This is a genomic window from Streptomyces sp. NPDC004609 (assembly GCF_042873655.1).
Classification (GTDB): Bacteria; Actinomycetota; Actinomycetes; order Streptomycetales; family Streptomycetaceae; genus Streptomyces.
This window is the reverse complement of the sequence record NZ_JBIALS010000016.1, coordinates 21,277-47,270: the sequence shown is the minus strand read 5'-3', so window position 1 is coordinate 47,270 and position 25,994 is coordinate 21,277. Positions and strand designations below refer to the sequence as shown.

The following is a 25,994-nucleotide window of genomic DNA, read 5'->3' as shown; positions in this document are numbered from 1 at the left end:
GGTTCCGGCACCCTGGCCGGGGGGCGTCGGCCGAACCCCCGTCGGCCGAACCCCCGTCGGCCGGACTCCCGTCGGCCGATGGTGGCCCCAGGGCGGCCCGGCCCCCGCCCGCTCCCGGCGGCGCCCCGGCTGACCGGTCATCAGCGGGCGTTCGCCCGAACGGCGTGCGAGCTTTTGCGGGGGCTCCGGGCGCGGGGTGCACTGCCCTCATGAGTAACGATCAGCCACCGCCGTCCGGATGGGGGGACCCGGAATCCGGCCGGCCCCCCGGGAACGACCCCTTCAAGAAACCGCCCGCCCCGCCCGGAGGACAGGGCGGAGAAGGCAGTGGGCAGGGCAGTGGACCGGAACAGCCTCCCGAGGGCCCGCCGCCGGGTCCGCCCGGGGGTCCGCCGCCGGGCTCTCCTTACGGCGGTGGCCAGGGCGGCCCGTACGGCGGGCAGGGCGGCCAGGGCGGTCCGTACGGCGGCGGGGCGGGCGGCACGCCTCCCCCGTACGACCCCAACGCCTACGGCGGCGGACCGTACGGGGGCACCCCCGACCCCCTCGCCGGAATGCCCCCGCTCGCGGACTTCGGCAAGCGGTTCGCGGCCCGGGTCATCGACGCCCTGATCATCTTCGTCCCGCTGTTCCTGATCTCCCTGCTCGCGGGCGGCTGGGACAACAGCGCGAACAGCGGCGACAGCTGGGACGACATCGCCAACCAGGTGAACACCGGCCGCCAGTGGCTGTGGTCGCTGGTCTCGCTGATCGCGTACGTCGGCTACGACACCCTCATGGTGAAGAAGCACGGCCAGACCATCGGCAAGCGCCTGCTGAACATCCGGGTCGCGATGCTGAACGACGGCAGCACCCCGGACACGGGCGCGTCGCTGATGCGCGCGGCCGTGCTCTGGGTGCCGGCGCTGGTCTGCTGCTTCTGTCTGTGGTGGATCGTCATCATCATCACGATCCTGACCGACAAGCCCTACAAGCAGGGGCTGCACGACAAGGCGGCCAAGACGGTGGTGGTGACCGTGCCCCAGCAGTGAAGCGGAGGGGCACGCGAGCCCGGCAGGAGCCGGACGGGACGCCCTAACGGCCCAGCGAGTGCTCGCCGACCCTGGCCTCGGCTCCCGCCGCCGCGTGCGCGCGGGGGCCGGGCACCCGGGTGGCGAGCCCGTCGGGGGACGCCGCCGGCGGGGCGGGGACACGGTCCGGCCGGACCCGGTGCGACGCCCGGACCGCCCGGCTCATCGGCAGCGCGGTGGCCACCAGCAGGCCGAGCGCCATCGAGGCGACACCGATGGCGGCGACACCGAGAGCGTGGGTGGTGCGGGTGAACAGCAGCAGGGCGAGCGCCGAGAAGACGACGGTGGCCGAACCGGAGGCGAGCTGTGCGGCAGTCGGACGCGGCATGACGGTATCCGTCCTCAAGACAGGCTGGGGGGCTTCGGGCGGGGATGTCGCTCAACGCGGTCGCACTGTCAAGTGACTCTACGGTGCTGAATGCCCGGCCGGAACGGGGGGTAAGCGTGACCTTCTGCACGCCGCCGGTGCATTGGGGGCGCACGGATTCATACGTCCCAACAGGTGACCCATTCGATGCGCCCGCCTCCGGCCACTTACTGTCCGGTTTCCGGAACTCGACTCCTGCATAGTGCAGTTGGTGTGTTCAAGTCAAGGACTGTCTTTTCTTCCGGGACTACGGTCGAATGCCGTCACTTGAGACGCGGTCTCCCGCCCGGACAACACCAATTTCTGGTCCGTGGCGCAGGAGCGCGGAGGAGGATTTTCATCAAGTGACCACTAAGAGACGGACGATCAGAGCGTCCGCGGTGCTCGTCGCGCTGGCCGCGACCACCGTGGCGGCCTCGGCGTTCAGCACCGCCCAGGCGGGGAATCAGGGGTCCCCGGCCGCGGCGGCGATCGAACGCCAGGACCCGGCGCCGCAGAAGGAGCGGGTCGAGCACGATCTCGACGGCCCCTTCAGCAAGCAGCAGGAGCAGCAGCGCGAGGCGGCGCTGGAACAGGTCATATCCGGGGACGCGACCGTGCAGCAGCGCGGCGCGTCCAAGGTCGTGAAGCTCGGCCACAGGAAGTACGTCGAACTGGGCCGGGAGAAGACCGACAGGATCTTCACGATCCTGGTCGAGTTCGGCGACAAGGTCGACGACACCACGCTGTACGACCCGGACGGTCCCGACGGCCCCGAGCCGCCCGTCAAGAAGTACGGCGGCACCCCGGGCCCGCTCCACAACACGATCGCCCGCCCGGACCGCAGGTCCGACAACTCCACGGCCTGGCAGGCGGACTACAACCGCCGGCACTTCGAGGACCTCTACTTCGGCACCGGCAGTGACACGTCCGGCAAGCCGAAGGAGTCCCTGAAGACCTACTACGAGAAGACGTCGTCCGGCCGCTACTCGGTCGAGGGCGCGGTCTCGGACTGGGTCAAGGTCGACTACAACGAGGCCCGCTACGGTTCCAACTACTGCGGCGACTCCAACTGCGCCAACGTCTGGGACACCGTCCGCGACGGCGTCACCGCATGGGTCGCCGACCAGAAGGCACAGGGCCGTGACGACGCCCGGATCGCGGCGGATCTGGCCGGATACGACCAGTGGGACCGCTACGACTTCGACAACGACGGCAACTTCAACGAGGCCGACGGCTACATCGACCACTTCCAGATCGTCCACGCCGGCGAGGACGAGTCGGCGGGCGGCGGAGCCCAGGGCGGCGACGCCCTGTGGGCGCACCGCTGGTACGCGTACGGCACGGACGCGGGCAGTACCGGCCCGGCGTACAACAAGGCCGGCGGCACCCAGATCGGCAGCACCGGCATCTGGGTCGGCGACTACACCGTGCAGCCCGAGAACGGCGGCCTCGGTGTCTTCGCCCATGAGTACGGTCATGACCTCGGGCTGCCCGACCACTACGACACCTCGGGCCGCGGCGAGAACTCCACCGGCTTCTGGACCCTGATGTCGTCGGGCTCCTGGCTCGGCACCGGCAGGGACTCCATCGGCGATCTGCCCGGGGACATGACCGCCTGGGACAAGCTCCAGCTCGGCTGGCTCGACTACGCCAAGGGCAGGGCGGCGACGCCGTCCACGCACAAGCTGGGGGTGGCCGCGTACAACACCAGGCGCCCGCAGGCACTGGTCGTGGAGCTGCCGGAGAAGCCCGTCACCACGACCGTCGTCAAGCCCGCCGAGGGCTCCCGGCAGTGGTGGAGCGACATGGGCGACGACCTCCGCAACACCCTGTCCCGCCCGGTCGATCTCACCGGCAGGACGTCGGCGTCGCTGGCGCTGTCGGGCTGGTGGGACATCGAGACCGGCTACGACCACCTCTACGCCGAGGTCTCCACGGACGGCGGCGCCAACTGGACGCCCGTCGACGGCACGGCCGACGGGGGGCCGATCCCGCGCGACGCGGCCGACAAGCCGGCGCTGACCGGTACCTCGGGCGCGTACCGGAACCTCGTCTATCCGCTGGACGCGTACGCGGGCCAGAAGATCGACCTCCGCTTCCGCTACCAGACGGACGGCGGCGCGGGCGGCAAGGGCTTCGCGGCCGACGGGATCTCGGTGACGGCCGACGGCACCGCGCTGTTCACCGACAGCGCCGAGGGCGACGACGCGGGCTGGACGGCCAAGGGCTTCTCGCGGATCGGCGAGTCCTTCACCAAGGACTACGAGCAGTACTACATCGCCGAGAACCGTCAGTACGTGTCGTACGACAGGACGTTGAGGGGCGGCCCGTACAACTTCGGCTTCACCGCGCCGAAGGACAGCTGGGTCGAGCACTACCCGTACCAGAACGGTCTGCTGATCTGGCTCTGGGACACCTCCCAGAAGGACAACAACACCAGCGTCCACCCGGGCCGGGGGCTCGTCCTGCCGGTCGACGCGCACGCCAGGCCCATGAAGTGGGCGGACGGCACGCTGATGCGGAACCGGATCCAGGCGTTCGACTCCACCTTCAGCCGGCGGCCGACCGATGGCTTTACGCTGCACCGGGCCGATGTGCCGACCCGGATCGCGCCGCAGCGGGGCAACCCGGTCTTCGACGACCGCAAGGGTGTCTACTGGTACGCCGAGAACCCGACGGCCGGTGTCAAGGTAACTGACACCAACACCAGGATCTCCATTGTGGGTGAACGGCTGAATGGCGAAACGATCACCGTGAAGGTCGGTCCGTCGACCAGGTAGCCAATGTTTTCGCAGGTCAAACCATGATCGGCCGTTGCCCTCTAGCGGGCGGCGGCCGATCGTGTTTAGGTGCGTTGGTGCGAGTCTCTTATTGACACGCGTACACAGGCACCGACCGGCCAGCTCACGGGGGAGTGGTTCTTTCATGCCAGGCGGAGGTTTCAGCAAGTTGCCGAACGGCAGCGTCGTCGTCGCTCTCAGCCTGCCCAGTCCGATGGACGACGGCAGGACGGCCCGGTTTCTCGTCCATGCGGCGAATCGCGCGCGAGCGCTGACGCGGCTACGGAATCTGGGCCTCCGGGCGGTCTATCTGCGCGGGAACGCGGAGCCGCCCACGCCGGACGAGATCACGGCGGTGCTGCACCACCCGGACGGGCTGCTCTGGCGCACCCAGCCGGTTCCGGGAGCGGTGGCGGAGCTGTGGCACCCGCTGGGGTGGGGCCGCCCGGTGTAGCGGCCTCCCGCGGAGCCGTACGCGGGGGAGCGGGCGGGCCCGCGAGCGCGGCCGGACCGCGGACGGGAGGGCCTGCGGACCGGCCGGGGCCGCCTCCCGCCCGGACGGCCGGGAGGCAGGTGCCTGACGGGCCCGCCGGGCCGGTGTCCGGTCGCTGGCCGGGCGCGGCACAGGCGGGACGGACGCGGAGGCCGGCGCGGGTGATGGGTCCGGACGGGCGCGGAACCGCCGGGAGCCGGGCGCTCGCGCGGCCCGGGAGGCCGGAGCCAGGGGGTCAGACCACGGAGGTCACACCACGGGGATGCCCGTGAGCTTGACGCCGGCCCTACGGAGCGTTTCGAGGGCGCGTGCGGTGGAGTCCTCGGCGACACCCGCCGTGAGGTCCAGGAGAACCTGGGTGGTGAAGCCCTCACGGGCCGCGTCCACGGCCGTCGCCCGGACGCAGTGGTCCGTGGCGATGCCGACCACGTCGACCTCGGTGACCCCGTGGTCCCGCAGCCACTCGGCCAGCGTCATCCCGTTCTCGTCCGCGCCCTCGAAACCGCTGTACGCCGCCGCGTACGCGCCCTTGTCGAACACCGCGTCGATCGCCCCGGACGCGACCGCGGGCGCGAAGTTCGGGTGGAAGCCGACCCCCTCCGTACCGGCCACGCAGTGACGCGGCCAGGAGTTCACATAGTCCGGCGTGTCGGAGAAGTGGTCACCCGGATCGATGTGGTGGTCACGGGTGGCGACGACATGGCGGTATCCCGCGGGCGCGCTCTGCCCGATCAGATCGGTGATGGCGGCGGCGACCTCGGCACCCCCCGCCACCGCGAGGCTTCCGCCCTCGCAGAAGTCGTTCTGAACGTCGACGACGATCAAGGCGCGGTGCATGGCTGCTGTCCTTCGCGGCTGTCGGGGATAGGGGAATGTCGGTGGTGCCCGGTGGTATCGGCGATACCAGTGATACCGGTGATATCGCTGGTACCGCCGATGCCGTGTAACGAGTGGTACCCGTGGGGAACGGGTGGTGTGCGGCTTCGCCGGAGCCCAGAGCCTCGGGTGACCGCACGGGAGTGGCGTACGCGGCGGGGCACCGGCGAGCTCCGCGAGCACCCCTCCGCTCGGGAGCGTCCCCCCGGATCCGCGTCCCACACGTACCGCGCCGGGATTCACGCGTCCGCCACCCCGGTTCGCCCCGGTGGCGGGGCCGGGCCGGGGCGCCGGCCGCGGCTGCCCGGGGGCGCGGGTACCCCGTATCGGCCACCCCCCTACCAGGTACTCAGCGCCAGATACTCCGTCGGCAGCACCGGCTCGCCCTTCGACAGCTGGGTCGCCGACACCGGCAGCCGCCCGCGCGCGGCGACATGGCGCTCCCGGGCCGCGTCCAGGGGCTCGCGGGCGACGATCTCGCCGCCCTTGACCAGCTCCACCAGAAGCTGGTGGTCGGCCAGCGGCGCCGGTACGGGACCGGCGCCCAGCACCTCCGCCTCCGCGACACCACCGGTGTCCACCCGGCGCGCGGCCCACTTGCGTCCGCCGACGGAGGACTTCGAGCCCATGGACTTCTTGGCCACCGGCTCCAGCGGTGCGGCGGGGTCGGCCGAGCGGGCGCGGGCGACGAGTTTGTACACCATGGAGCAGGTGGGGTGGCCGCTGCCGGTCACCAGCTGGGTCCCCACCCCGTACGCGTCGACCGGCGCCGCGGCCAGCGAGGCGATCGCGTACTCATCCAGGTCCGAGGTGACCGTGATCTTCGTGCCGCGCGCGCCCAGCTCGTCCAGCTGCTGCCGCACCCGGTGCGCCACCAGCAGCAGGTCCCCGGAGTCGATCCGTACCGCGCCGAGGTCCGGACCGGCGATCTCCACGGCCGTGCGGACCGCCTCGGCCACGTCGAAGGTGTCGACGAGCAGGGTGGTGCCCCGCCCCAGCGACTCCACCTGCGCCCGGAAGGCGTCGCGCTCGCTGTCGTGCAGCAGGGTGAAGGCGTGCGCGCTGGTGCCGCCGGTCGGGATCCCGTAGCGGAACCCGGCCGCCAGGTCCGACGTGGAGTCGAAGCCGCCCACGTACGCGGCCCGGGACGCGGCCACCGCCGCCAGCTCGTGGGTGCGCCGCGCGCCCATCTCGATCAGTCGCCGCCCGTGCGCCGCGACGGACATCCGGGAGGCCGCCGCCGCGATGGCGGAGTCGTGGTTCAGGATTGACAGGACCACGGTCTCCAGCAGCACGCACTCCGCGAAGGAGCCCTCGACCCGCAGGATCGGCGAGCCGGGGAAGTACACCTCGCCCTCCGGGTAGCCCCAGATGTCGCCGCTGAAGCGGTAGGACGCGAGCCACTCCAGCGTCGGCTCGTCCACGATTCCCTTCTCGCGCAGAAAGCCGATGACGCCCGGCTCGAAACGGAAGTTCTCCACCGCGTCCAGCACCCGCCCGGTGCCGCCCACGACGCCGTAGCGGCGCCCCTCGGGCAGTCTGCGGGTGAAGACCTCGAAGACGGAGCGCCGGTCCGCCGTCCCGGCCCGCAGCGCCGCCTGGACCATCGTGAACTCGTACTGGTCGGTGAAGAGCGCCGTCGAGGGGACATCCACCGGCAGCCCCAGGTCCGCAGTGTTCACGCCACTCAGCCTCACGCTTTCGTCTCGGGCGCCCGGGAACCCCGGGCGATCCAGCCATGGCCAGATGTTACCGCACATTTCGTCAGACTGACGAGATGTGGTGCCGTTTGTGCGATACCTCTCCCGGAGTGGCAGCATGGACCGGGTGAGTGTTGCTCCTACAGAGATCGAACGCCCCGAGTCGGCGGAGGAGAGTGCCGTCGTCCCCGAGCCGGATGTGCCGTGGGTGACACTCGTCCACAACGACCCCGTCAATCTGATGAGTTACGTCACCTATGTCTTCCAGGCGTACTTCGGATACTCCAAGGACAAGGCGCGCAAACTGATGCTCGACGTCCATCACAAGGGACGCGCCGTCGTCTCCAGCGGCAGCCGCGAGGAGATGGAACGGGATGTGCAGGCGATGCACGGTTACGGACTGTGGGCGACCCTCACCCAGGACCGCACCTGATGCCGGGACACTTCGAGGCGGTCCCCGGCGGTGGCGCGGCCGTCACCCTCGACGAGGTCGAGATCGCCATCCTGCGCTCGCTGGCCGTCCAGATGGTGGAGCTGATCGGGCCGGGTGACCAGCCCGTCGAGGGTGAGGACCCGCTGGCGGCGCTGTTCGCCGAGGGCCCGAGCAAGCCTCCCGCCGACGAGGCGCTCGCCCGGCTCTTCCCGGACGGCTACACGGGCCCCGAGGCGGACGCCGCGGACGAGGAGCTGAAGGCCGCCTCCGCGGAGTTCCGCCGCTTCACCGAGAACGATCTGCGCACCCGCAAGCGCGAGGACGCGCTCTCGGTCATCCGCGACCTGGACTCCCTCACCGTGAACGGCGAGGGCGAGGCCGTGCTGAAGCTCACGGCCGACGACTCCCGGCGCTGGCTCGGCGCGCTCAACGATCTGCGCCTGACCATCGGCACCCGGCTGGAGGTCAGCGACGACGAGGACGACGAGGGCGCCGGGCTCTACCGGCTGCCGGACTCGGATCCGCGCAAGCCGATGGTGATGGCCTACCTCTGGCTCGGCATGCTCCAGGAGACGCTCATCGAGACGCTCCTGCCCTGACGGGCCCGCCCGGGTCCCTCCGGCGGGGGAGCCGCCGCACACGCCCGCCGGGCGCCGGCGGCTCCTGCCGTACGGGTCGTACGCGTCCCGGATCCCCGAGCCCGTTCGGGTCCGGGTCCGCGGTGTGGTGCGGCCCGGATGGCCGCATCCCGCCCGGCCCGGGGTGGCTTCTGCCGTACGGGTCGTACGGGTCCCGTACAGACCCCGTGGTTCCACCTGTGCGAAACCGGGTGGCTTCTGCCGTACGGGTCGTACGGGTCCCGGATCCCCGAGTCCGTTCGGGGCCGGGTCCGCGGTGTCGTCCGGCCCGCGTGGCCGCGACCCGCCCGGCCGGGGCGGGTCCCGTACAGACCTCGGAGCCCGAACCGGTACCGGCACCCGCGTACGGGCGGGGCGGGGCCGGAGCCCGGGGTGGGTGTCCGTACGGACCCGTGCCGCCGCTCCTCCGTACGCGCCCGCTTCCCGCCCCGGAGGCCCCGCCGGGCGCCCCTGCCGCGCCGGAACCGCGCGGGAACCGCACCCGGGCCCACCCCGTGCCCGACCCGCGCCATCCCGTGGACGTTCGCTCAACGGACGCTCAAATCCGGATAACGATCTCGCCACCACCCCGGTGAGCTGTGCTCGCCGGGGTGTCCTTTGTCCGGTTCTCCCTGTGGCGCGTGCCATAGTCACCGTCGTCGATTTCCCACGCAACCGTGATAAATCTTCACGACCGCCAGGAGCACCACCACCGCCCCCGGCGGCGCTTGGGCCGGCGGACCGCCGGTGGCACTCCATCCATATCCGGGGGGATCAGGACCTGATCCGTGACCGCGCGCCCTGTGCCGCGGAGCCGGATCGGCATGGAGAAAGGGCGCAACACCATGACCTCGGTGCACGTCGGCGAGCACGATGAGAACGGCGCACACGACGGACCCGGCAACCGCAAGCGCGGCACCGGTCGCGAGAGCGAGGACGGGCACCACCGCGATGCCGGCGGCGGCCCGCCGGGACCCGACGACCAGGGCTACCACCGCGGCCTCGGCGCCCGCCAGATCCAGATGATCGCGATCGGCGGCGCCATCGGCACCGGCCTCTTCCTCGGCGCGGGCAAGGGCATCTCCAAGGCGGGCCCCAGCCTCATCCTGGCCTACGCCGTCGCGGGCGTGGTCATCTTCTTCATCATGCGGGCGCTGGGCGAACTGCTCATGTACCGCCCGGTCTCGGGCTCGTTCTCCGACTACGCCCGTGAGTTCGTCGGCCCCTTCGCGGGCTTCGTCACCGGCTGGACGTACTGGCTGTTCTGGGTCGTCACGGGCATGACCGAGGTGACGGCCGCCGCCGGATACATGACGTACTGGTTCGACATCCCGCAGTGGATCTCCGCACTCGCCTTCACGGTCGTCCTCTACGGCGCGAACCTGATCTCCGTGAAGATCTTCGGGGAGCTGGAGTTCTGGTTCTCGATGGTGAAGGTCACCGCCATCGTCGGCATGATCCTCATCTGCGCCGGAATCCTCACCCTCGGCTTCTCCGACGCGGGGGACACCGCGTCCGTGTCGCTCCTGTGGGACGACGGCGGCTTCTTCCCGCAGGGCATCGGCGGCACCCTGATGACCCTGCAGATCGTGATGTTCGCCTTCCTCGCCGTCGAACTCGTCGGCGTCACCGCGGGCGAGTCCAAGGACCCCGAGAAGACCCTGCCCAAGGCCATCAACACCGTGCCGTGGCGGATCGCCGTCTTCTACGTCGGCGCGCTGATCATGATCCTGTCGGTGGTCTCCTGGACCACCTTCCGGCCGGGCGTCTCCCCCTTCGTCGCCGCCTTCGACACCATGGGCCTCCAGGCGGGCGCGGGCATCGTCAACTTCGTCGTCCTCACCGCCGCCCTCTCCTCCTGCAACTCGGGCATGTACTCCACCGGCCGGATGCTGCGCGACCTCGCGCTCAACAGCCAGGGGCCGCGGCTCTTCACCCGGCTGACCCGGAGCGGCACCCCGCTCGTCGGCACGACCTTCTCGGCCGCGCTGATGCTGATCGGCGTCTGGATCAACTACCAGTGGCCGGGCGAGGCGTTCCACAAGATCGTGTCCTTCGCCACCATCTCCGGCATGTGGGCCTGGATCATGATCCTCGTCTGCCAGATCCGCTACCGGGCCAAGGCGGACCGCGGTCTGCTGCCGCACTCCTCCTTCAAAGCCCCCGGCGCCCCCTGGACCAGCTGGTTCGCGCTGCTGTTCATCCTGATGGTGGTCGTGCTGATGGGCATCGACGAGGACGCCCGGATCTCGCTGTACGTCGCCCCGCTGTGGGCGCTCGCCATGGGCGTGGCCTACCTGGTGCTGAAGGCGAGGAACCCCGGGGGCGCGGCCTTCGCCCGGAGCGGCGCGAAGGACGAGCCCTCCGCGCGGAAGGCGGGCGTCGACGGCTGACCGCGGCCCCCAGGGCGGGCGGGTACCGAGCCGCGGTGCCCGCCCGCCCTCTGCTTATGCTGATCGGCATGCTGACCCTCACCCAGGCCCTGTTCGACCAGATCGTCGCGCACGCCCGCGCCGACCACCCCGACGAGGCATGCGGAGTCGTCGCCGGCCCCGAGGGCAGCGGTCGTCCCGAGCGCTTCATCCCCATGCTCAACGCGGCCCGCTCGCCCACGTTCTACGAGTTCGACTCCGCGGACCTGCTGAAGCTCTACCGCGAGATGGACGACAACGACGAGGAGCCGGTGATCATCTACCACTCGCACACGGCGACCGAGGCATACCCCTCCCGTACGGACATCACCTACGCCAACGAGCCCGGCGCACACTACGTCCTGGTCTCCACGGCCGACACGGACGACTCCGGCCCGTTCCAGTTCCGCTCCTTCCGCATCGTCGACGGCGAGGTCACCGAGGAGGACGTCGAGGTCGTCGAGGCATACTGACCGCCACGGCCCGGAGCACGGCCCTTCCGCCCCTCCGGCCACCCAACTCCATACACGGGCGGCAGGACCCAGGAAGCCGGTGCGAATCCGGCGCGGTCCCGCCACTGTGACCGGGCGTCCGCGACCACGCGGCCACGCCCGTCAGCCAGGAACTGACCGGCCGCCCTTCTCCCACACCCAGGGGACGTGGAAATCCCCGGAGGAGGCCCATCCGCATGTCCAGGCGCCGTTCCGCCGCCCGCCGAGCCGCTCTCATCGCCTCGGCCGTTCTGCTTCCGCTCACCGCCTGCGGTACGGGAGCCGCCGAATCCGGCAAGCCCCGGGCCGATGAGCCCGCCCCCGGATTCCCGTACACCGTCGACAACTGCGGCACACGGACCACCTACCAGGCGCCCCCGGAGCGCGCGGTCACCATGAACCAGCATGTCACCGAGATCATGCTGGAACTGGGACTGGAGAAGTCCCTCGTCGGCACCGCCTACCTCGACGACGAGGTCCTCCCGCGCCACGAGAAGGCGTACCGGTCCATACCGGTCATCGCCAAGGAGTACCCCTCCAAGGAGAAGCTCCTGTCCGTCGGCCCCGACTTCGTCTACGGCGGTTACGCCAGCGCCTTCGAGGCCAAGGACGGCCGCACCCGCGCCGAACTGGCCGAGTCCGGCATCAACACCCGGCTCAACCTGGAGAACTGCGCCAAGGGCAGGACGACGCTCGACGACGTCTACCGGGAGGTCGACGAGATCGGACGCACCTTCGGCGTCGGCGACCGCGCCCGGAAGTGGATCGCCGCCGCCCGCGCCTCGGTCGACAGGACCGCGTCCGCAGGCGACGGGCGCGCGCCCGTACCCGTCTTCGTGTACGACAGCGGCGACAGGACCGCGTTCACGGCGGGCGGCAAGGGCATGGGCAACGAACTGATCACCCGCGCGGGCGGCCGCAATGTCTTCGCCGACCTCGACAAGAGCTTCGGCGACGCCTCCTGGGAGGAGGTCGTGGCCCGCAAGCCGGAGGTCATCGTCATCTACGACTACGGCTCCACCACCCTGGAGCAGAAGAAGCGGCGGCTGCTCGACGACCCGGCGCTGAAGGACGTACCGGCGATCAGGAACAGGAAGTTCGCCGTGCTGCCGCTCTCGGACGCGGTTCTCGGAGTGCGCGCGCCCGACGCGATCGCCAAGCTGGCCCCGCAGCTCGCGCGGTGACCTCCCCGAGCGAGAAGGCCCCGCCCGCCATGCCGTCGCGGGCGGGCGCCGCGCCCCCGGACTCCCCGACGGCCACACCCGGGCCCGGTCCGTCCGCCGCGGCTTCCCCCGCCTGTTCCCCCTCCTTCTCTTCCGCCTCTTCGGGCCGCGCGTCCCGGCTGCGGTACGGGGCCGTCGCCACCGGTCTGCTGCTCGCCCTCGCGGCGGCGGTCGTCGCCGGACTCGCCCTCGGGTCCGTGCACATCCCGCCCGGCGAGGTCCTCCAGGCCCTGCGGCCGGACGCGCCCCCCGGCCCCCAGCGGACGATCATCGTGGACGTGAGGCTGCCCCGGGTCCTCCTCGGCGCGGTCGTCGGCGCGGGGCTCGGTGTCGTCGGTGTCGTTCTCCAGGCCCTCGTACGCAACCGGCTGGCCGACCCCTTCCTGCTCGGCATCTCCTCCGGCGCCTCCACCGGCGCGGTCCTCGTGCTCACCCTCGGCGTCGGCGTCACCACCGCCGTCGCCATGCCCGCGGGAGCGTTCGCCGGCGCGCTCGCCGCGATGACGCTCGTCTACGGGCTGGCCCGGCGCGGCGGCTCGATGACCGGCACCCGGCTGGTCCTCGCCGGGGTCACCGTGTCGTACATCTTCACCGCCCTCACCACCCTCGTCCTCGTCGCGTCCGCCCGGCCCGAGCACTTCCGGGAGGCCCTGCACTGGACGCTCGGCGGCCTCGGCAGCGCCCGCTGGGACACCCTGTGGCTGCCCGGCGCGGTGCTCGGCCTCGGACTGCCGCTGCTGCTCGCGCTCGCCCGGCCGCTCGATCTGCTCCTGGCGGGGGAGGAGGGCGCGACCGTGCTCGGCCTGGACGTGTCCCGTTTCCGCGCGGCCGTCTTCGTGCTCGCCTCGCTCGTCACCGCCGTGCTCGTGTCCGTGAGCGGCGCGGTCGGCTTCATCGGGCTGATGGTCCCGCACGCCGCCCGGCTGCTCGTCGGCGCGACCCACCGCGCCCTGCTGCCGGTCGCCGCCATCGGCGGCGCCCTCGCCCTCGTCGTCGCCGATCTCGCGGCCCGTACCGTCGCCGCCCCGCAGGACATCCCCGTCGGCGTGCTCACCGCCCTCATCGGAGGCCCGCTGTTCCTGTGGCTGATGCGCTCCCGTTCCGTGGAAGGAGCCGTACGGTGAGCGAGCCCCGAAGCCGCCCCGCGAGTAACTCCCCGGGCGGCACCGCGACCGGCGCCCCGGCGAGGGCCGCCGCCCTGGCGGTGACCGGAGTGCGGTACGAGACCGACGGCCACGCCCTCCTCACCGGCATCGACCTCGCGGCGCACCCCGGCGAGACCGTCGGCCTCGTCGGCCCCAACGGCAGCGGCAAGACGACCCTGCTGCGCTGTGTCTACGGCACGCTGCGCCCCACGGCCGGGCGGATCCTCCTCGACGGCGACGACCTCGTCACCCTCGGCCCCAAGGCGCGCGCCCAGCGGGTGGCGACCGTGCCGCAGGAGAGCCCCGCGGAGTTCGAGCTGACCGTGCGCGAGACCGTCCTCATGGGCCGCGCCCCGTACAAACGGTTCTGGGAGGCGGACACGGCCGAGGACACCGCGCTCACCGACGAGGCCCTCGCCCGGCTCGGCATCGCCGGCCTGCGCGACCGGGCCTTCCCGTCCCTGTCCGGCGGCGAGCGCCAGCGCGCCCTCGTCGCCCGCGCGCTCGTCCAGCGGCCCGCCCTCCTCGTGCTCGACGAGCCCACGAACCATCTCGACATCCGGTACCAGCTGGAGATCCTCGGGCTGATACGGACCCTCGGGACCACCAGCCTCCTCGCCCTGCACGACCTCAACCTCGCCGCGTACTACTGCGACCGGGTCTGCGTCCTGAACGCCGGCGCAGTCGTCGCCTCCGGCGCCCCCGGGGAGGTCCTCACCTCCGAACTTCTCGCCGACGTCTACCGGGTACGGGCCGACGTCACCGTGCACCCGGCCACCGGAGCACCCTCCATCACCTATCTCCCTTCCGAATGGTGAGCGGGCCACGTCCGTCATGCGAGATCACATTCCGGATCCCGGACCGGGAATCGATACGATGACCGCATGGTTCATCCAGACATGCGAGACAAGACGCCGGGCGGGCCGCCGCTGCTCGTGGCGCGGCTGCATGTCGACCTGTGCCGCCTCGCCAGCGCGATGTGTACCTGAGCAGTCAGCTCATCCCCATCCCACCCTCGCGCGGGGGCCGAGCCGCGCGCCCACCGCCCTTCGACTGGAGTCCACGCCATGGCCATCGAGGTCCGCATCCCGACCATCCTCCGCACCTACACCGACGGCGCCAAGGCCGTCGAGGGCAGCGGGAACACGCTTGCCGAGCTGTTCGCCGACCTGGAGACCCGGCACACGGGCATCCGGGACCGCATCGTGGACAAGGCCAACGGCGACCAGCTCCGCCGCTTCGTCAACGTGTATCTGAACGACGAGGACGTCCGCTTCCTCGACGGCATCTCCACCAAGCTCTCCGACGGCGACAACGTCACGATTCTTCCCGCGGTCGCGGGCGGAATGCACTGATGCGCTACGACTCCCCGCTCGCCGCGGTCGGCAACACCCCGCTGGTCCGACTCCCGCGGCTGTCGCCCTCGGACGACGTCCGCATCTGGGCCAAGCTGGAGGACCGCAATCCGACCGGCTCGATCAAGGACCGCCCCGCGCTCCACATGATCGAGCAGGCGGAGAAGGACGGCCGCCTCACACCCGGCTGCACGATCCTGGAGCCGACGTCCGGCAACACCGGCATCTCGCTCGCCATGGCCGCGAAGCTCAAGGGCTACCGCATCGTGTGCGTGATGCCGGAGAACACCAGCGACGAGCGCCGCCAGCTCCTCGCGATGTGGGGCGCGGAGATCATCTCGTCCCCGGCGGCGGGGGGCTCCAACACCGCCGTCCGGGTCGCGAAGGAACTGGCCGCCGAGAACCCGTCCTGGGTGATGCTCTACCAGTACGGCAACCCCGCGAACGCGGGCGCCCACTACGCCACCACGGGCCCCGAGATCCTCGCGGACCTCCCCTCCGTCACCCACTTCGTGGCGGGCCTCGGCACCACCGGCACGCTCATGGGCGTGGGCCGCTACCTCCGCGAGCACGTCCCCGGCGTCCGTATCGTCGCGGCCGAGCCCCGCTACGACGACCTCGTCTACGGGCTCCGCAACCTCGACGAGGGCTTCGTCCCCGAGCTGTACGACGCCTCCGTACTCACCACCCGCTTCTCCGTCGGCTCCGCGGACGCCGTCACCCGCACCCGTGAACTCCTCCAGCAGGAGGGCATCTTCGCGGGCGTCTCCACCGGCGCGGCGCTCCATGCCGCGATCGGCGTCGGACGGAAGGCCCTCACCGCGGGCGAGGCCGCGGACATCGTCTTCGTCGTCGCCGACGGCGGCTGGAAGTACCTCTCGACGGGCGTCTACACCGCCCCGACGACCGAGGCGGCGATCGAGACGCTGCGCGGCCAGCTCTGGGCCTGACCCCCGGCGCCCGGGGCCGGGGGGCATGACCGACCGCGGTCACGGTACGGGCCGGGGGCGCGGGCCGGGGTGCGATTCCAGCCCGTCCGGCGTGTGAGGACGGCCGCCACGGCCGACCGCGGTCACGGTACGGGCCGGGGCGCGTCGCCGTCTCGGCCCCGGCGGGCGTCGTGCACCGCCGGGACCGGGTGCACTCGCGGCCCGTCCGGCGTGAGGACGAAGGGCACGCGCAACCGCGGTCACGGTCCGAGCGCGACGCGCGGGCCGCCCGCCCGACGCGCCCCTGACGCGTCCCGTCCACGTCACGGACCGGGACGCCCCGTCCAGCCCGCCCGGCGTGTGAGGACAGAACCGGCACGGCCACCGTCACCGCGCCAGGTACCGCACCCTCTCCCACACCCCCGGATCCACCGCCCCCACGCGCCGCCGGAACCGCCCCAGCGGCACCCTCCGCAGCTCCTCCGTCTCCAGAAAGCTCGCGCGGCCCAGCTGATCCCCCACCGCGCCGTGCGGCAGCGCGATCACCCCCGGCCGGCCGTCGTGCCGCCTGCTGGTGATCTTGGCGACCTCGGCCGTGGCCCCCCGTACCGACAGCACCAGACAGGGCCGGTCCTTCGACCCCGGACCGTCCTCGTAGGGCACATCCGCCCACCAGATCTCGCCGGGCTTCGGCCGGTGCCGGCGCAGCGGCCCCGACGGCCGGCCCGGAGGGCGCGTACGCCCCCGCGGCGACCCACCGGCGCGCCGCCGCCGCGCGTCCACCACCGACACCACCAGGGCCACCAGCACCACCGCGCCGAGCACCGGCCACCACCACGTGTCCATACCGCCGACGGTACCGGCACCCCGCGCGACCTGCGCGCCCCGCACACACCCGGCCGCGCGCCCTCCGATTCAGTGACAGCGCAGGTGAGTTCCCCCACACCCCCCCTCTCCGGAGGAGCGGCCACTCCTTTTGCGCTTTACGCTCGACGAACCGCACGATCCACCCCCAGCCCTCCCCGTCAACGGAGGTTCAAGCTCCATGAAGCTCACCGTCGTCGGCTGCTCGGGGTCGTTCCCGTCCGCGGAATCGGCCTGTTCGAGCTACCTCGTAGAGGCCGACGGCTTCCGGCTGCTCCTCGACATGGGCAACGGTGCCCTCGGCGAGTTGCAGCGCCATGTCGGTCTCTACGACCTCGACGCCATCTTCCTCAGCCATCTGCACGCGGATCACTGCATCGACATGTGCGGGTACTTCGTCGCCCGCTACTACCGCCACGAGGGCGGCCGGTGCGACGCCATCCCCGTCTACGGCCCGGAAGGCACCGAGCAGCGCCTGACCACCGCGTACGGCGACACCCCGTCCTCGTCCTCCATGAGCGAGGTCTTCGACTTCCACACCCTGAAGCCCGGCAGCTTCGACATCGGCCCCTTCACCGTCCGTACGGAACGGCTCGCCCACCCCGTCGAGGCGTACGGCATCCGCCTGGAGCACGGCGGCCGGACGCTGACGTACTCCGGTGACACGGGTGTCTGCGACGCCCTGCACGAACTCGCGGACGGAGCCGACCTGTTCCTGTGCGAGGCGTCCTTCACCCACGGCAAGGAGGACATCCCGGATCTCCACCTCAACGGCCGCGAGGCCGGAGCCGAGGCGCGGCGCTCACGGGTGGGACGGCTGGTGCTCACCCACATCCCGCCGTGGACGGACGGCGCCCAGAACCTCGCGGACGCCCGCGCGGTCTACCCCGGCCCGGCGGAGATCGCGGCGGCCGGCGCGGTGTACGAGGTCTGACGCGCTCACCGGCCATCGCCACGGCCCGCCCGGGGCGCGCGCACGACCGGGGCCCCGGACCGTACGCGACGGTACCGGGGCCCCGGCCCGAGCGGCCGGCAGTGGTCTACTTGGCTTCCGCCTTCTGAAGCTCCGCCAGTTCGTCGTCCGACTCACGCCCCGGTGTCGGCAGATTGAACCTGGTGATCGCGAACCGGAACACGGCGTAGTACACCGCCGCGAAACCGAGACCCACCAGCGCCAGCCCCCACGGGTTGGACGCGATCCCCAGATTGAGCAGGAAGTCCACCGCGCCCGCCGAGAAGCCGAAGCCGTCCTTCATGCCGAGTGCCCAGGTCAGCGCCATGGAGACACCGGTGAGCACCGCGTGGATCGCGTACAGCACCGGCGCGATGAACATGAACGTGAACTCGATGGGTTCCGTCACACCGGTGACGAACGAGGTGAGCGCCAGCGAGAACATCATGCCGCCGACGACCTTGCGCCGCTCCGGCCGCGCACAGTGCACGATCGCGAGACACGCGGCGGGCAGGGCGAACATCATGATCGGGAAGAAGCCCGTCAAGAACTGTCCGGCGCTCGGGTCACCGGCCAGGAAGCGTGCGATGTCACCGCTCTTGCCCTCGTACTCACCGGCCTGGAACCAGGGGAACGAGTTCAGCAGATGGTGCATGCCGATGGGGATCAGCGCACGGTTGACCACACCGAAGATGCCCGCGCCCACGGCGCCGGAGCCGACCAGCCACTCGCCGAAGTTGTGCAGACCCGTGCCGAGGACCGGCCAGATGAAACCGAAGACGATGCCGATGATCAGTCCCGCGAAGGCGGAGAGAATCGGGACCAGCCGCCGGCCGCCGAAGAATCCCGCCCAGTCGGGCAGCTTGGTGCGGTAGAAACGCTGGTAGAGAAGGGCCACGACCAGGCCCATCACCACACCGCCGAGGACCTTGGCGTCCACGGGCGCGTCGGTCATGACTATCTTGCCGTCGACGACCTTCGCGACCTTCGGCAGATTGCTGTCGGTGAACGTGGCCAGCACATTCTTGAACACCAGATAGCCGGTGACCGCCGCGAGCGCTGTGGAACCGTCCGACTTCTTTGCGTAACCGATCGCGATACCGACGGCGAACAGCAGCGCCATATTGTCGAGAATCGCATTGCCACCGGCCGCCATATATCCGGCGATCTTGGTGATGAAGGTCGGGAACGACTCCCGTCCGAGCATGTCGGCATTGCCGAGCCGGACCAGGAGCGCGGCGGCGGGCAGCACCGCGACCGGCAGCATGAGGCTGCGGCCGATGCGCTGCATGACCGCCATCGCGCCCGCGCCCTTCTTCTTGTCAGCCGCGGGGGCTGCGCTAGCCGTGGACATCAACATCCTCCAGGGGAACAAGGCGTCGCCAGGGGGGCGGAGCAGGGGGAAGCGACGTCTCAGGGGGGAACGCGGCGCCGTGGCACCGCGTGGTCTAAACCACTCAGTGGTGTAGACCTGTTGTAGCACGTGAGGGATAGATAAGGAACCTTCGAATTCCGCGCAGTCCCGCATCGAGCGCCATTCGTGACACAAGGCCCGGGGTGCCCCCGTGAGCCGCGGGGTCCCCCCGGCCTTGTCCGCCGCCGGCGTCTATGTGATGTTGTCGCGCTCCAGTTCCTCCGCCACCTCTTCCGGTTCCCGTCCCGGTGTCGGCAGATTGAACCTGGTGATCGCGAACCGGAAGATCGCGTAATAGACCACCGCGAAACCGAGCCCGATCGGAATGATCAGCCAGGGTTTTGTCGCCAGGCCCCAGTTGATGACGTAGTCGATCAGGCCGGCCGAGAAGCTGAATCCGTCCTTGACGCCCAGCGCCCAGGTCAGCGCCATCGACACACCGGTGAGCACCGCGTGGATCGCGTACAGCACCGGGGCGACGAAGAGGAACGAGTACTCGATCGGCTCGGTGATCCCGGTCACGAAGGACGTCAGGCCGACCGACAGCATCAGCCCGCCGATCTCCTTGCGGCGGTGCGGTTTCGCGGAGTGCGTGATGGCCAGCGCGGCGGCGGGCAGGGCGAACATCATGATCGGGAAGAAGCCCGTGGTGAACTGGCCCGCGTTCGGGTCGCCCGCCAGGAACATCGTGATGTCGCCGTGCACCACCGTGCCGTCCGGCTTGGTGTAGCTGCCCAGCTGGAACCAGATGGGGACGTTCAGGAACTGGTGCAGGCCGATGACCAGCAGCGCCCGGTTGGTCACCCCGAAGATGCCCGAGCCCCAGGCTCCGAGGCTCACCAGCCAGTCGCTGAAGCTCTCCAGCGCGTCGCCGATCGGCGGCCAGATCCACAGGCAGAGCGCGGCGAAACCGATCGCGACGAACGACATGATGATCGGGACGAGCCGGCGGCCGTTGAAGAAGCCCAGCCAGTCGACCAGCCTGGTGCGGTGGTAGCGCTGCCAGAAGTAGGCGGCCAGCAGGCCGATGACGATACCGCCGAAGACCCCGGGGTTCTGATACGTGAACGGGACGACCGTCCCGTCCGCCCCCTGGCACCCCGTGAGCACCACCTGGCCGCCGACCTCGCAGTCCTTGGGGAACTGGCGCAGCACGTTGTAGTAGACGAGGAAGCCCGCGACCGCGGCGAGCGCCGTCGAGCCGTCCGACTTCTTCGCCATCCCGATCGCCACGCCCACGCAGAACAGCAGCGGCAGGCCGATGTTGGCGTCGAGCAGCGCACCGCCGGCGCCGGCCATCACCTTGGCGACGTCGTTCCAGCCGAGGCCGTCCTGCCCGAAGACATCGGGCTGGCCGAGCCGGTTGAGGATGCCGGCCGCCGGCAGTACGGCGATGGGGAGCTGAAGGCTGCGGCCCATCTTCTGAAGCCCTTGGAACAGCTTGCTCCATACCGACGGCTGCGGTGCGGCCGTGCTCTCAGGGGCCATCGGCATCCTCCCGGGACTGTGCCTGGTGCGGCAGGTGTTGCAGACTGGTGTAGACCAGTCGTGGGTAAGGCCCCGGAGGCCGGCCTCGGGCGGGCCGTGGCCGGAGTACCGGTGAACGTCATCATTGGGGACGAAGCGGTTACTCGCCCGTGAACATGGGCCAACCGTGCGTTACCGTGACAAAGCGGACCGATGGTGGGCCGAGGCAGCGCTGAGCGCCCTCCGGGCGCCCTTGAAGATCAGGGAGAAGACATGGCCAGCAAGGCTGAGAAGATCGTCGCCGGGCTCGGTGGTATCGACAACATCGAGGAGATCGAGGGCTGCATCACCCGCCTCCGCACCGAAGTCACCGACCCCGCCCTCGTCGACGAAGCCGCGCTCAAGGCCGCGGGTGCGCATGGCGTCGTCAAGATGGGAACGGCGATCCAGGTCGTGATCGGCACGGACGCGGACCCGATCGCCGCGGACATCGAGGACATGATGTAGCCGCCCGGCTTCCTGTCCGGCTCCCTGCCCCGGGACCCCCGGGGCGGTCGGCCGTCCCGGGCCCTGCTCCCTCCGGGACAGGGCCCTCACACATGGCCGAGTCGCCTGGGGGCGCCGCGTGGAGCCCGAGGCACCGCGGGGGCCCCTGCCGTGCCCCGCCCGCCCCGTGCCCGCCCTCGCTCCGGGCCTCGCTCCGGGCCCGGGGAGCCTCCCGGCGAGGTCCGGAGCGCGGGCGGGACGCGGTACGGGCAAGGAGCGCGGACCCGTGGGCGACGGGTCCGGGCACGGGCGGGAGCCCGGTGAGGGGCGGATAGGCTCATGGCCATGTCTCGAATCGACGGCCGCACCCCCGAACAGCTCCGCCCGGTCACCATCGAACGCGGATGGAGCAAGCACGCCGAGGGCTCCGTCCTCATCTCCTTCGGCGACACCAAGGTCTTCTGCACCGCCTCCGTCACCGAGGGCGTACCGCGCTGGCGCAAGGGAAGCGGCGAGGGCTGGGTCACCGCCGAGTACTCGATGCTGCCGCGCTCCACCAACACCCGCGGCGACCGCGAGTCCGTACGCGGCAAGATCGGCGGCCGTACGCACGAGATCAGCCGGCTCATCGGACGCTCCCTGCGCGCGGTCATCGACTACAAGGCCCTCGGCGAGAACACCATCGTCCTCGACTGCGACGTCCTCCAGGCCGACGGCGGCACCCGCACCGCCGCGATCACCGGCGCCTACGTCGCCCTCGCCGACGCCGTCGCCTGGGCCCAGAACAAGAAGCTCGTACGGGCCGGCCGCCAGCCCCTCACCGGCACGGTCAGCGCGGTCTCCGTGGGGATCGTGGGCGGTACGCCGCTGCTCGACCTCCGCTACGAGGAGGATGTGCACGCCGACACCGACATGAACGTCGTCTGCACAGGTGACGGCCGCTTCGTCGAGGTCCAGGGCACCGCCGAGGCGGAGCCCTTCGACCGCAAGGAGCTCAACGCGCTGCTGGACCTCGCCACCGCGGGCTGCGCGGACCTCGCCGCCCTCCAGCGCGCGGCGCTGGAGCGCGGTCAGCCCGCAGGCTGACGGGAACAACCCGCGCTCCCCCTCGGCCCTCGGGGCCGGACGGCGGGGCGCCGACGGCCGGAATCCCCCCTCCCGGATCCCGGGAGGGGCCCCGCGCGTGCGGACGGCGGACCCCCGGGTAAAGAGGCAACCAAGAGCGCCCTCGCGGGCGTCGTACACGTCACGGGCGCACGGGCCGAACCGTGCGCCCGTCCACACCCGGGGAGGGAACGTTCACATGCCTGCGCGCCGCCGCATCGCACTCACGCTCGCCACCGTCGCACTCATCGTGCCGGTCACCGCCGGCTGCAGCGCCGTCGACAAGGTCCTCGACTGTGTCGAGACCGCCGACGCCATCGCCACCAGCGTCGACAAGCTCCAGCAGGCCGTCTCCAGCGCGGCCGACGACCCGACCAAGGCACGTGAGGCCCTCGACTCCATCGACAAGGAGCTGGACAACCTCAGCGACAAGACGGACAACGCGGACCTGAGCAAGGCCGTCGACGACCTCAACACCGGCGTCGACAATGTGCGCAAGTCGATCGAGAGCGGCGACGCGACCCCCGACCTCAAGCCGGTGACGGACGCGGCGACCGAGATCGGCAAGGTCTGCAGCCCCTGAGAGAGCGAGGCGCAGCCCACGCACCCCTTCCGGAGCGGTAGCAGCGCGCCCCTTCCGGAGTGGTGCAGACGGACAGCCGTTCAGACGCGTACCCGACGAGCGGAAACAGCCGGAACGCGTACGCCGGCCCGCACCCGGCAGGGGATCCGGGGGCGCGAGAGGGGCCCGGCGAAGGGCGGGCCCGGGGCGCCGGATAATCGGGGCATGACCCGTATCGTCCTCGCCACCCGCAACGCCGGGAAGATCACCGAACTCAGGGCCATCCTCGCCGACGCGGGACTGCCGCACGGCCTCGTCGGCGCGGATGCCTACCCCCACCTCCCCGACGTCAAGGAAACCGGCGTCACCTTCGCGGAGAACGCCCTGCTCAAGGCGCACGCCCTGGCCCGGGCCACCGGTCTGCCCGCCGTCGCCGACGACTCCGGCCTCTGCGTCGACGTCCTCGGCGGCGCCCCCGGTATCTTCTCCGCACGCTGGGCCGGCACCCACGGCGACGACACCGCCAACCTCGATCTGCTCCTGGCCCAGCTCTCCGACATCGAAGCCCCCAACCGGGGCGCGTACTTCGCCTGCGCCGCGGCCCTCGCCCTCCCCGACGGCACGGAACGCGTGGTCGAAGGCCGCCTCACCGGCACCCTCCGCCACACCCCCGCCGGCACCAACGGCTTCGGCTACGACCCGATCCTCCAGCCCGACGGCGAGACCCGCACCTGCGCCGAACTTTCCCCCGCCGAAAAGAACGCCATCAGCCACCGCGGCAAGGCCTTCCGCGCCCTGATCCCGGTGATCCGGGAGCTGGTGGGCTGAGGCCGGGGCATACACCTCGACGGATACGCCGAAGGGCGCCCCGGGAACGGGGCGCCCTTGTGGTGCTGTGCGGCCGATGGGATTCGAACCCACATGGGCGTTGGCCCAGAGGCACCTAAAACCTCCGCTTATACCATTCAGCAACGGCCGCGGACAGCCTGCCACGGTACTCGGCAGGCGGCCCTCAGTGTACGGCGACGGAGGCTATGAGGCGAGGGACCTTTTTCTCCCCTTCCGGCACCATGTCGCGGTGAGTGCGTGGCAATTGGGGCACAGATACCGGAGATTCACGGCCCGGTTGTCCAGCCAGTCCCCGCTGACGTGATCGATCTGAAGGGTGATCGGCCGCCCGAGCCACTCGCCCGGGTTGCCGCACGACACACAGCGGTAGGGGACACCGGTCTCCTCAAGAGCCCGGTGCAGCCGGGCCCGATTGGTACGGGGCGAGCCCTCGGGCAGGACCACCAGGACATCGGCGGCAACGGGTCTCGGCGCGGGTACCCGCACGGTCCCCCACGGGCGCCGTCGGAAGTGGCCGGTGTCGATGCCCAGCTCGATCACCCTGCGGCGCACACGGCGGTGGTTGGTGTCGTTCACCTCCATGCCCAGGGCACGCATCACCTCGGCAAAACTGGAGGCCGTGGCCACCGCCGCGCGCAGCGCCTGCTCCGGGACGATCCGGCGTGCGTGGCGGAAGTGCGCCGTATCGATACCGTGCTCCCGGAGCATCCGCCCGAGCGCCCCACGGGAACGGCCGTCGTCCGGAACGCCCAGAGCGCGGGCCACCCCTCGGACGCTGTGCGCGCGGGCGGCGGCTTCCGAGAGTTCCGCGCGGGTGAAGGGCAGATCGAGCCGTCTTCGGTTCATACCGGGAAAGTGGGCGATGTCGATACCCGCGGCGTCGATCCGGCGGCGGATGTGCGACAGCGTGCCGCTCGCCGGACTCGCGCCCAGCTTCTCCGCGACCTCGCGGAGAGTGGTGGAGGTGGCCGCCGCTTCCGCTATGGCCTCGTCCGGATAGGTTCGCCAGGGGTTGCGGTGGGTGAAGTGACCGGTGTCGAGGCCGTGTTCGGCGACCTCCTTCTGGAGCGCGCGACGCCTGCCACCGCTCTGCCTCAGCCCGAGGCGTCGCATCAGATCGGCCCAGTTCCTCGCTTCGGAGACGGCGACGGCCAGTCTCTCCCGCCCGTGCGGACCGGTCGGCTGTTCCCCGGTGTCCCTCACGCCCATGTCGTCTCTCCGTCCCGGCCGCGGATCCGCGACTCGAACTGATCAACGAACCGGCATGCGGGCGGTCACGTCCGAAATGCGGAATGGCCCGCATCACTTTCCGGCGGATTCCGGGAAGGGTGACGCAGGCCATTCAGGCCGCCGCGCGGCGGTGGGGGAGGTCAGATCCCCAGGTCCTTGATGATCTTCGCGACGTGGCCTGTCGCCTTCACGTTGTACAGCGCCCGCTCGACCTTGCCCTCCTCGTCCACGACCACCGTGGAGCGGATGACACCGGTCACGACCTTTCCGTACAGCTTCTTCTCGCCGAAGGCGCCGTACGCGGTCAGGACCGACTTGTCCGGGTCGCCGACCAGGGTGACCTTGAGGTTCTCCTTCTCGCGGAACTTCGCGAGCTTCTCGGGCTTGTCGGGGGAGACGCCGATCACGTCGTATCCCGCGTCGGCCAGCAGCTCCAGGTTCCCCGTGAAGTCGCAGGCCTGCTTGGTGCAGCCGGGGGTCAGGGCCGCGGGGTAGAAGTACACGATGACTTTCCGGCCCTTGTGCGCCGCGAGGGAGACCTCGTTGCCGTCGGCGTCGGGCAGGGTGAAGTCGGGGGCGGTGTCGCCGGGCTGGAGTCGCTCGCTCATGGGTCTCCTCGGAAGGCGTGCGTGGTGTACGCCGTCGAGCGTAATGGGGGTGCCGCCGGGTGCGGCGGCGGCCGAGCTGACAGACTGTCGAGGAAGGACCACTGGATACGACCACGGAGGCGGCGCGGTGTCGGACGCGAGGACCCCTGCGCAGATCGAGGCGGACATCGTCCGCAGGCGCGACCAGCTTGCCGAGACGCTCGACGAGATCGGGGTGCGCGTGCACCCGAAGACGATCATCGGCGATGCCAAGGCCATGGTCGCCGCGACCGTGGACCAGACGACGGGCCGCGCGATGGACGCCGTACACCGTACGGTCGCGGACGTCCGTCTGAAGTTCGTCAAGGAGGACGGCGCGCCCCGGCTGGAGCGGCTCCTTCCGGTGGCCGCGGTCGTCGTGGGCGTCGTCGGGCTGCTCGCCGTCTCCGCGCGCCGCCGCAAGGACTGACCCGGGCCGACCCCGGGCGGCAGAATCCCGGAACCGCAGGCCCCGGGTGGCAGGAGCCCGGAGCTGCCGGGTCAGGCCCCGCCCGGCTGGGCGGCGGGAGCCCCGAGCGCCCCGTCCTCGCCTCGGGGGGATCGCGAG

At 71.0% G+C, this 25,994-nt stretch carries 27 protein-coding genes, 1 tRNA gene and 1 riboswitch; of the genes, 19 read left to right on the top strand and 9 right to left on the bottom strand.

The features are described 5' to 3' along the window. Positions 1–209: 209 nt before the first annotated feature. Positions 210–1,031 (top strand): RDD family protein, encoded by an 822-nt coding sequence (locus tag ACFYT4_RS17700; RefSeq protein WP_389269376.1) that lies wholly within the window; start codon positions 210–212, stop codon positions 1,029–1,031. A 43-nt stretch (positions 1,032–1,074) separates the two neighbouring features. On the opposite strand, the gene ACFYT4_RS17695 is transcribed toward ACFYT4_RS17700, so the two are convergent. Further along, a complete protein-coding gene (locus tag ACFYT4_RS17695) occupies positions 1,075–1,398 on the bottom strand; it encodes a hypothetical protein (protein WP_389269374.1) in 324 nt (107 codons plus the stop codon). A 383-nt stretch (positions 1,399–1,781) separates the two neighbouring features. Here ACFYT4_RS17695 and ACFYT4_RS17690 point away from each other — a divergent pair, with 383 nt between their 5' ends. Together ACFYT4_RS17690 and ACFYT4_RS17685 are read left to right on the top strand one after the other, a co-directional pair. After that, positions 1,782–4,199, top strand: coding sequence for an immune inhibitor A domain-containing protein (locus ACFYT4_RS17690; protein ID WP_389269372.1), 2,418 nt, complete (start codon positions 1,782–1,784; stop codon positions 4,197–4,199). Between the two features lie 145 nt (positions 4,200–4,344). After that, positions 4,345–4,653, top strand: a complete 309-nt coding sequence (locus tag ACFYT4_RS17685; protein ID WP_389269370.1) for a hypothetical protein — start codon at positions 4,345–4,347, stop codon at positions 4,651–4,653. Positions 4,654–4,941: 288 nt separating this feature from the next. Here ACFYT4_RS17685 and ACFYT4_RS17680 read toward each other — a convergent pair whose 3' ends face one another. Continuing rightward, positions 4,942–5,529 (bottom strand): isochorismatase family protein, encoded by a 588-nt coding sequence (locus ACFYT4_RS17680; protein ID WP_389269368.1) that lies wholly within the window; start codon positions 5,527–5,529, stop codon positions 4,942–4,944. 377 nt (positions 5,530–5,906) lie between these two features. Continuing rightward, positions 5,907–7,250, bottom strand: a complete 1,344-nt coding sequence (locus tag ACFYT4_RS17675; protein WP_389269366.1) for a nicotinate phosphoribosyltransferase — start codon at positions 7,248–7,250, stop codon at positions 5,907–5,909. Between the two features lie 136 nt (positions 7,251–7,386). On the opposite strand from ACFYT4_RS17675, the gene clpS reads away from it, so the two are divergent. The 10 genes from clpS to ACFYT4_RS17625 all read left to right on the top strand — a co-directional run bounded on the left by clpS (position 7,387) and on the right by ACFYT4_RS17625 (position 15,893). Continuing rightward, positions 7,387–7,701, top strand: a complete 315-nt coding sequence (gene clpS / locus ACFYT4_RS17670) for an ATP-dependent Clp protease adapter ClpS (RefSeq protein ID WP_389269364.1) — start codon at positions 7,387–7,389, stop codon at positions 7,699–7,701. Further along, positions 7,701–8,300 (top strand): DUF2017 domain-containing protein, encoded by a 600-nt coding sequence (locus ACFYT4_RS17665; protein ID WP_389269362.1) that lies wholly within the window; start codon positions 7,701–7,703, stop codon positions 8,298–8,300. Before clpS ends, ACFYT4_RS17665 begins: the two co-directional genes overlap by 1 nt. Positions 8,301–9,340: 1,040 nt before the next feature. Further along, a complete protein-coding gene (locus ACFYT4_RS17660; protein ID WP_389269562.1) occupies positions 9,341–10,711 on the top strand; it encodes an amino acid permease in 1,371 nt (456 codons plus the stop codon). Between the two features lie 68 nt (positions 10,712–10,779). Continuing rightward, the gene (locus tag ACFYT4_RS17655) at positions 10,780–11,202 is read left to right on the top strand and encodes a Mov34/MPN/PAD-1 family protein (protein ID WP_389269360.1); all 423 of its coding nucleotides are present in this window, start codon (positions 10,780–10,782) and stop codon (positions 11,200–11,202) included. Positions 11,203–11,271: 69 nt separating this feature from the next. Next, positions 11,272–11,357, top strand: a riboswitch (cobalamin riboswitch). 60 nt (positions 11,358–11,417) lie between these two features. Beyond that, positions 11,418–12,404 (top strand): ABC transporter substrate-binding protein, encoded by a 987-nt coding sequence (locus ACFYT4_RS17650; RefSeq protein WP_389269358.1) that lies wholly within the window; start codon positions 11,418–11,420, stop codon positions 12,402–12,404. Next, a complete protein-coding gene (locus ACFYT4_RS17645; protein WP_389269356.1) occupies positions 12,401–13,567 on the top strand; it encodes a FecCD family ABC transporter permease in 1,167 nt (388 codons plus the stop codon). Before ACFYT4_RS17650 ends, ACFYT4_RS17645 begins: the two co-directional genes overlap by 4 nt. Positions 13,568–13,641: 74 nt before the next feature. After that, a complete protein-coding gene (locus tag ACFYT4_RS17640; protein ID WP_389269560.1) occupies positions 13,642–14,406 on the top strand; it encodes an ABC transporter ATP-binding protein in 765 nt (254 codons plus the stop codon). 66 nt (positions 14,407–14,472) lie between these two features. Continuing rightward, the gene (locus ACFYT4_RS17635) at positions 14,473–14,577 is read left to right on the top strand and encodes a putative leader peptide (RefSeq protein ID WP_389269355.1); all 105 of its coding nucleotides are present in this window, start codon (positions 14,473–14,475) and stop codon (positions 14,575–14,577) included. A 78-nt stretch (positions 14,578–14,655) separates the two neighbouring features. Then, positions 14,656–14,943 (top strand): MoaD/ThiS family protein, encoded by a 288-nt coding sequence (locus tag ACFYT4_RS17630; protein WP_389269353.1) that lies wholly within the window; start codon positions 14,656–14,658, stop codon positions 14,941–14,943. After that, entirely contained in the window at positions 14,943–15,893 is a 951-nt protein-coding gene (locus ACFYT4_RS17625; protein ID WP_389269351.1) for a PLP-dependent cysteine synthase family protein, read from the top strand. The genes ACFYT4_RS17630 and ACFYT4_RS17625 overlap by 1 nt, the downstream gene beginning before the upstream one ends. 366 nt (positions 15,894–16,259) lie before the next feature. Here ACFYT4_RS17625 and ACFYT4_RS17620 read toward each other — a convergent pair whose 3' ends face one another. Continuing rightward, positions 16,260–16,718: a type II toxin-antitoxin system PemK/MazF family toxin gene (locus tag ACFYT4_RS17620; RefSeq protein ID WP_389269349.1), complete on the bottom strand. Its 459-nt coding sequence runs from the start codon at positions 16,716–16,718 to the stop codon at positions 16,260–16,262. 199 nt (positions 16,719–16,917) lie between these two features. On the opposite strand from ACFYT4_RS17620, the gene ACFYT4_RS17615 reads away from it, so the two are divergent. After that, the gene (locus ACFYT4_RS17615) at positions 16,918–17,670 is read left to right on the top strand and encodes an MBL fold metallo-hydrolase (protein ID WP_389269347.1); all 753 of its coding nucleotides are present in this window, start codon (positions 16,918–16,920) and stop codon (positions 17,668–17,670) included. Positions 17,671–17,776: 106 nt separating this feature from the next. Here the strand turns inward: ACFYT4_RS17615 and ACFYT4_RS17610 are convergent, their stop codons facing one another. Both ACFYT4_RS17610 and ACFYT4_RS17605 read right to left on the bottom strand, forming a co-directional pair. Further along, on the bottom strand, positions 17,777–19,042 hold the full coding sequence (locus ACFYT4_RS17610) for a PTS transporter subunit EIIC (RefSeq protein WP_389269345.1): 1,266 nt from the start codon (positions 19,040–19,042) through the stop codon (positions 17,777–17,779). Positions 19,043–19,294: 252 nt separating this feature from the next. Continuing rightward, on the bottom strand, positions 19,295–20,590 hold the full coding sequence (locus ACFYT4_RS17605) for a PTS transporter subunit EIIC (RefSeq protein ID WP_389269343.1): 1,296 nt from the start codon (positions 20,588–20,590) through the stop codon (positions 19,295–19,297). 252 nt (positions 20,591–20,842) lie between these two features. Between ACFYT4_RS17605 and ACFYT4_RS17600 the strand changes: the two genes are divergently transcribed. The 4 genes from ACFYT4_RS17600 (at position 20,843) to rdgB (ending at position 23,549) form a co-directional block, all read left to right on the top strand. After that, complete coding sequence (locus ACFYT4_RS17600) at positions 20,843–21,076, top strand: glucose PTS transporter subunit EIIB (RefSeq protein WP_389269341.1); 234 nt, start codon at positions 20,843–20,845, stop codon at positions 21,074–21,076. A gap of 324 nt (positions 21,077–21,400) precedes the next feature. Further along, on the top strand, positions 21,401–22,141 hold the full coding sequence (gene rph, locus ACFYT4_RS17595; RefSeq protein WP_389269339.1) for a ribonuclease PH: 741 nt from the start codon (positions 21,401–21,403) through the stop codon (positions 22,139–22,141). A 217-nt stretch (positions 22,142–22,358) separates the two neighbouring features. Next, entirely contained in the window at positions 22,359–22,742 is a 384-nt protein-coding gene (locus ACFYT4_RS17590; RefSeq protein WP_389269337.1) for a hypothetical protein, read from the top strand. A 204-nt stretch (positions 22,743–22,946) separates the two neighbouring features. Then, complete coding sequence (gene rdgB, locus ACFYT4_RS17585; protein ID WP_389269335.1) at positions 22,947–23,549, top strand: RdgB/HAM1 family non-canonical purine NTP pyrophosphatase; 603 nt, start codon at positions 22,947–22,949, stop codon at positions 23,547–23,549. Between the two features lie 68 nt (positions 23,550–23,617). Here rdgB and ACFYT4_RS17580 read toward each other — a convergent pair. The 3 genes from ACFYT4_RS17580 to bcp all read right to left on the bottom strand — a co-directional run bounded on the left by ACFYT4_RS17580 (position 23,618) and on the right by bcp (position 25,408). Further along, positions 23,618–23,700, bottom strand: a tRNA-Leu gene (locus tag ACFYT4_RS17580). Positions 23,701–23,753: 53 nt separating this feature from the next. Next, positions 23,754–24,779: an HNH endonuclease gene (locus ACFYT4_RS17575; RefSeq protein WP_389269333.1), complete on the bottom strand. Its 1,026-nt coding sequence runs from the start codon at positions 24,777–24,779 to the stop codon at positions 23,754–23,756. Positions 24,780–24,940: 161 nt separating this feature from the next. Next, positions 24,941–25,408, bottom strand: coding sequence for a thioredoxin-dependent thiol peroxidase (gene bcp, locus ACFYT4_RS17570; RefSeq protein ID WP_389269331.1), 468 nt, complete (start codon positions 25,406–25,408; stop codon positions 24,941–24,943). 127 nt (positions 25,409–25,535) lie between these two features. On the opposite strand from bcp, the gene ACFYT4_RS17565 reads away from it, so the two are divergent. Then, on the top strand, positions 25,536–25,856 hold the full coding sequence (locus tag ACFYT4_RS17565; protein ID WP_389269329.1) for a DUF3618 domain-containing protein: 321 nt from the start codon (positions 25,536–25,538) through the stop codon (positions 25,854–25,856). Positions 25,857–25,994: the final 138 nt, after the last annotated feature.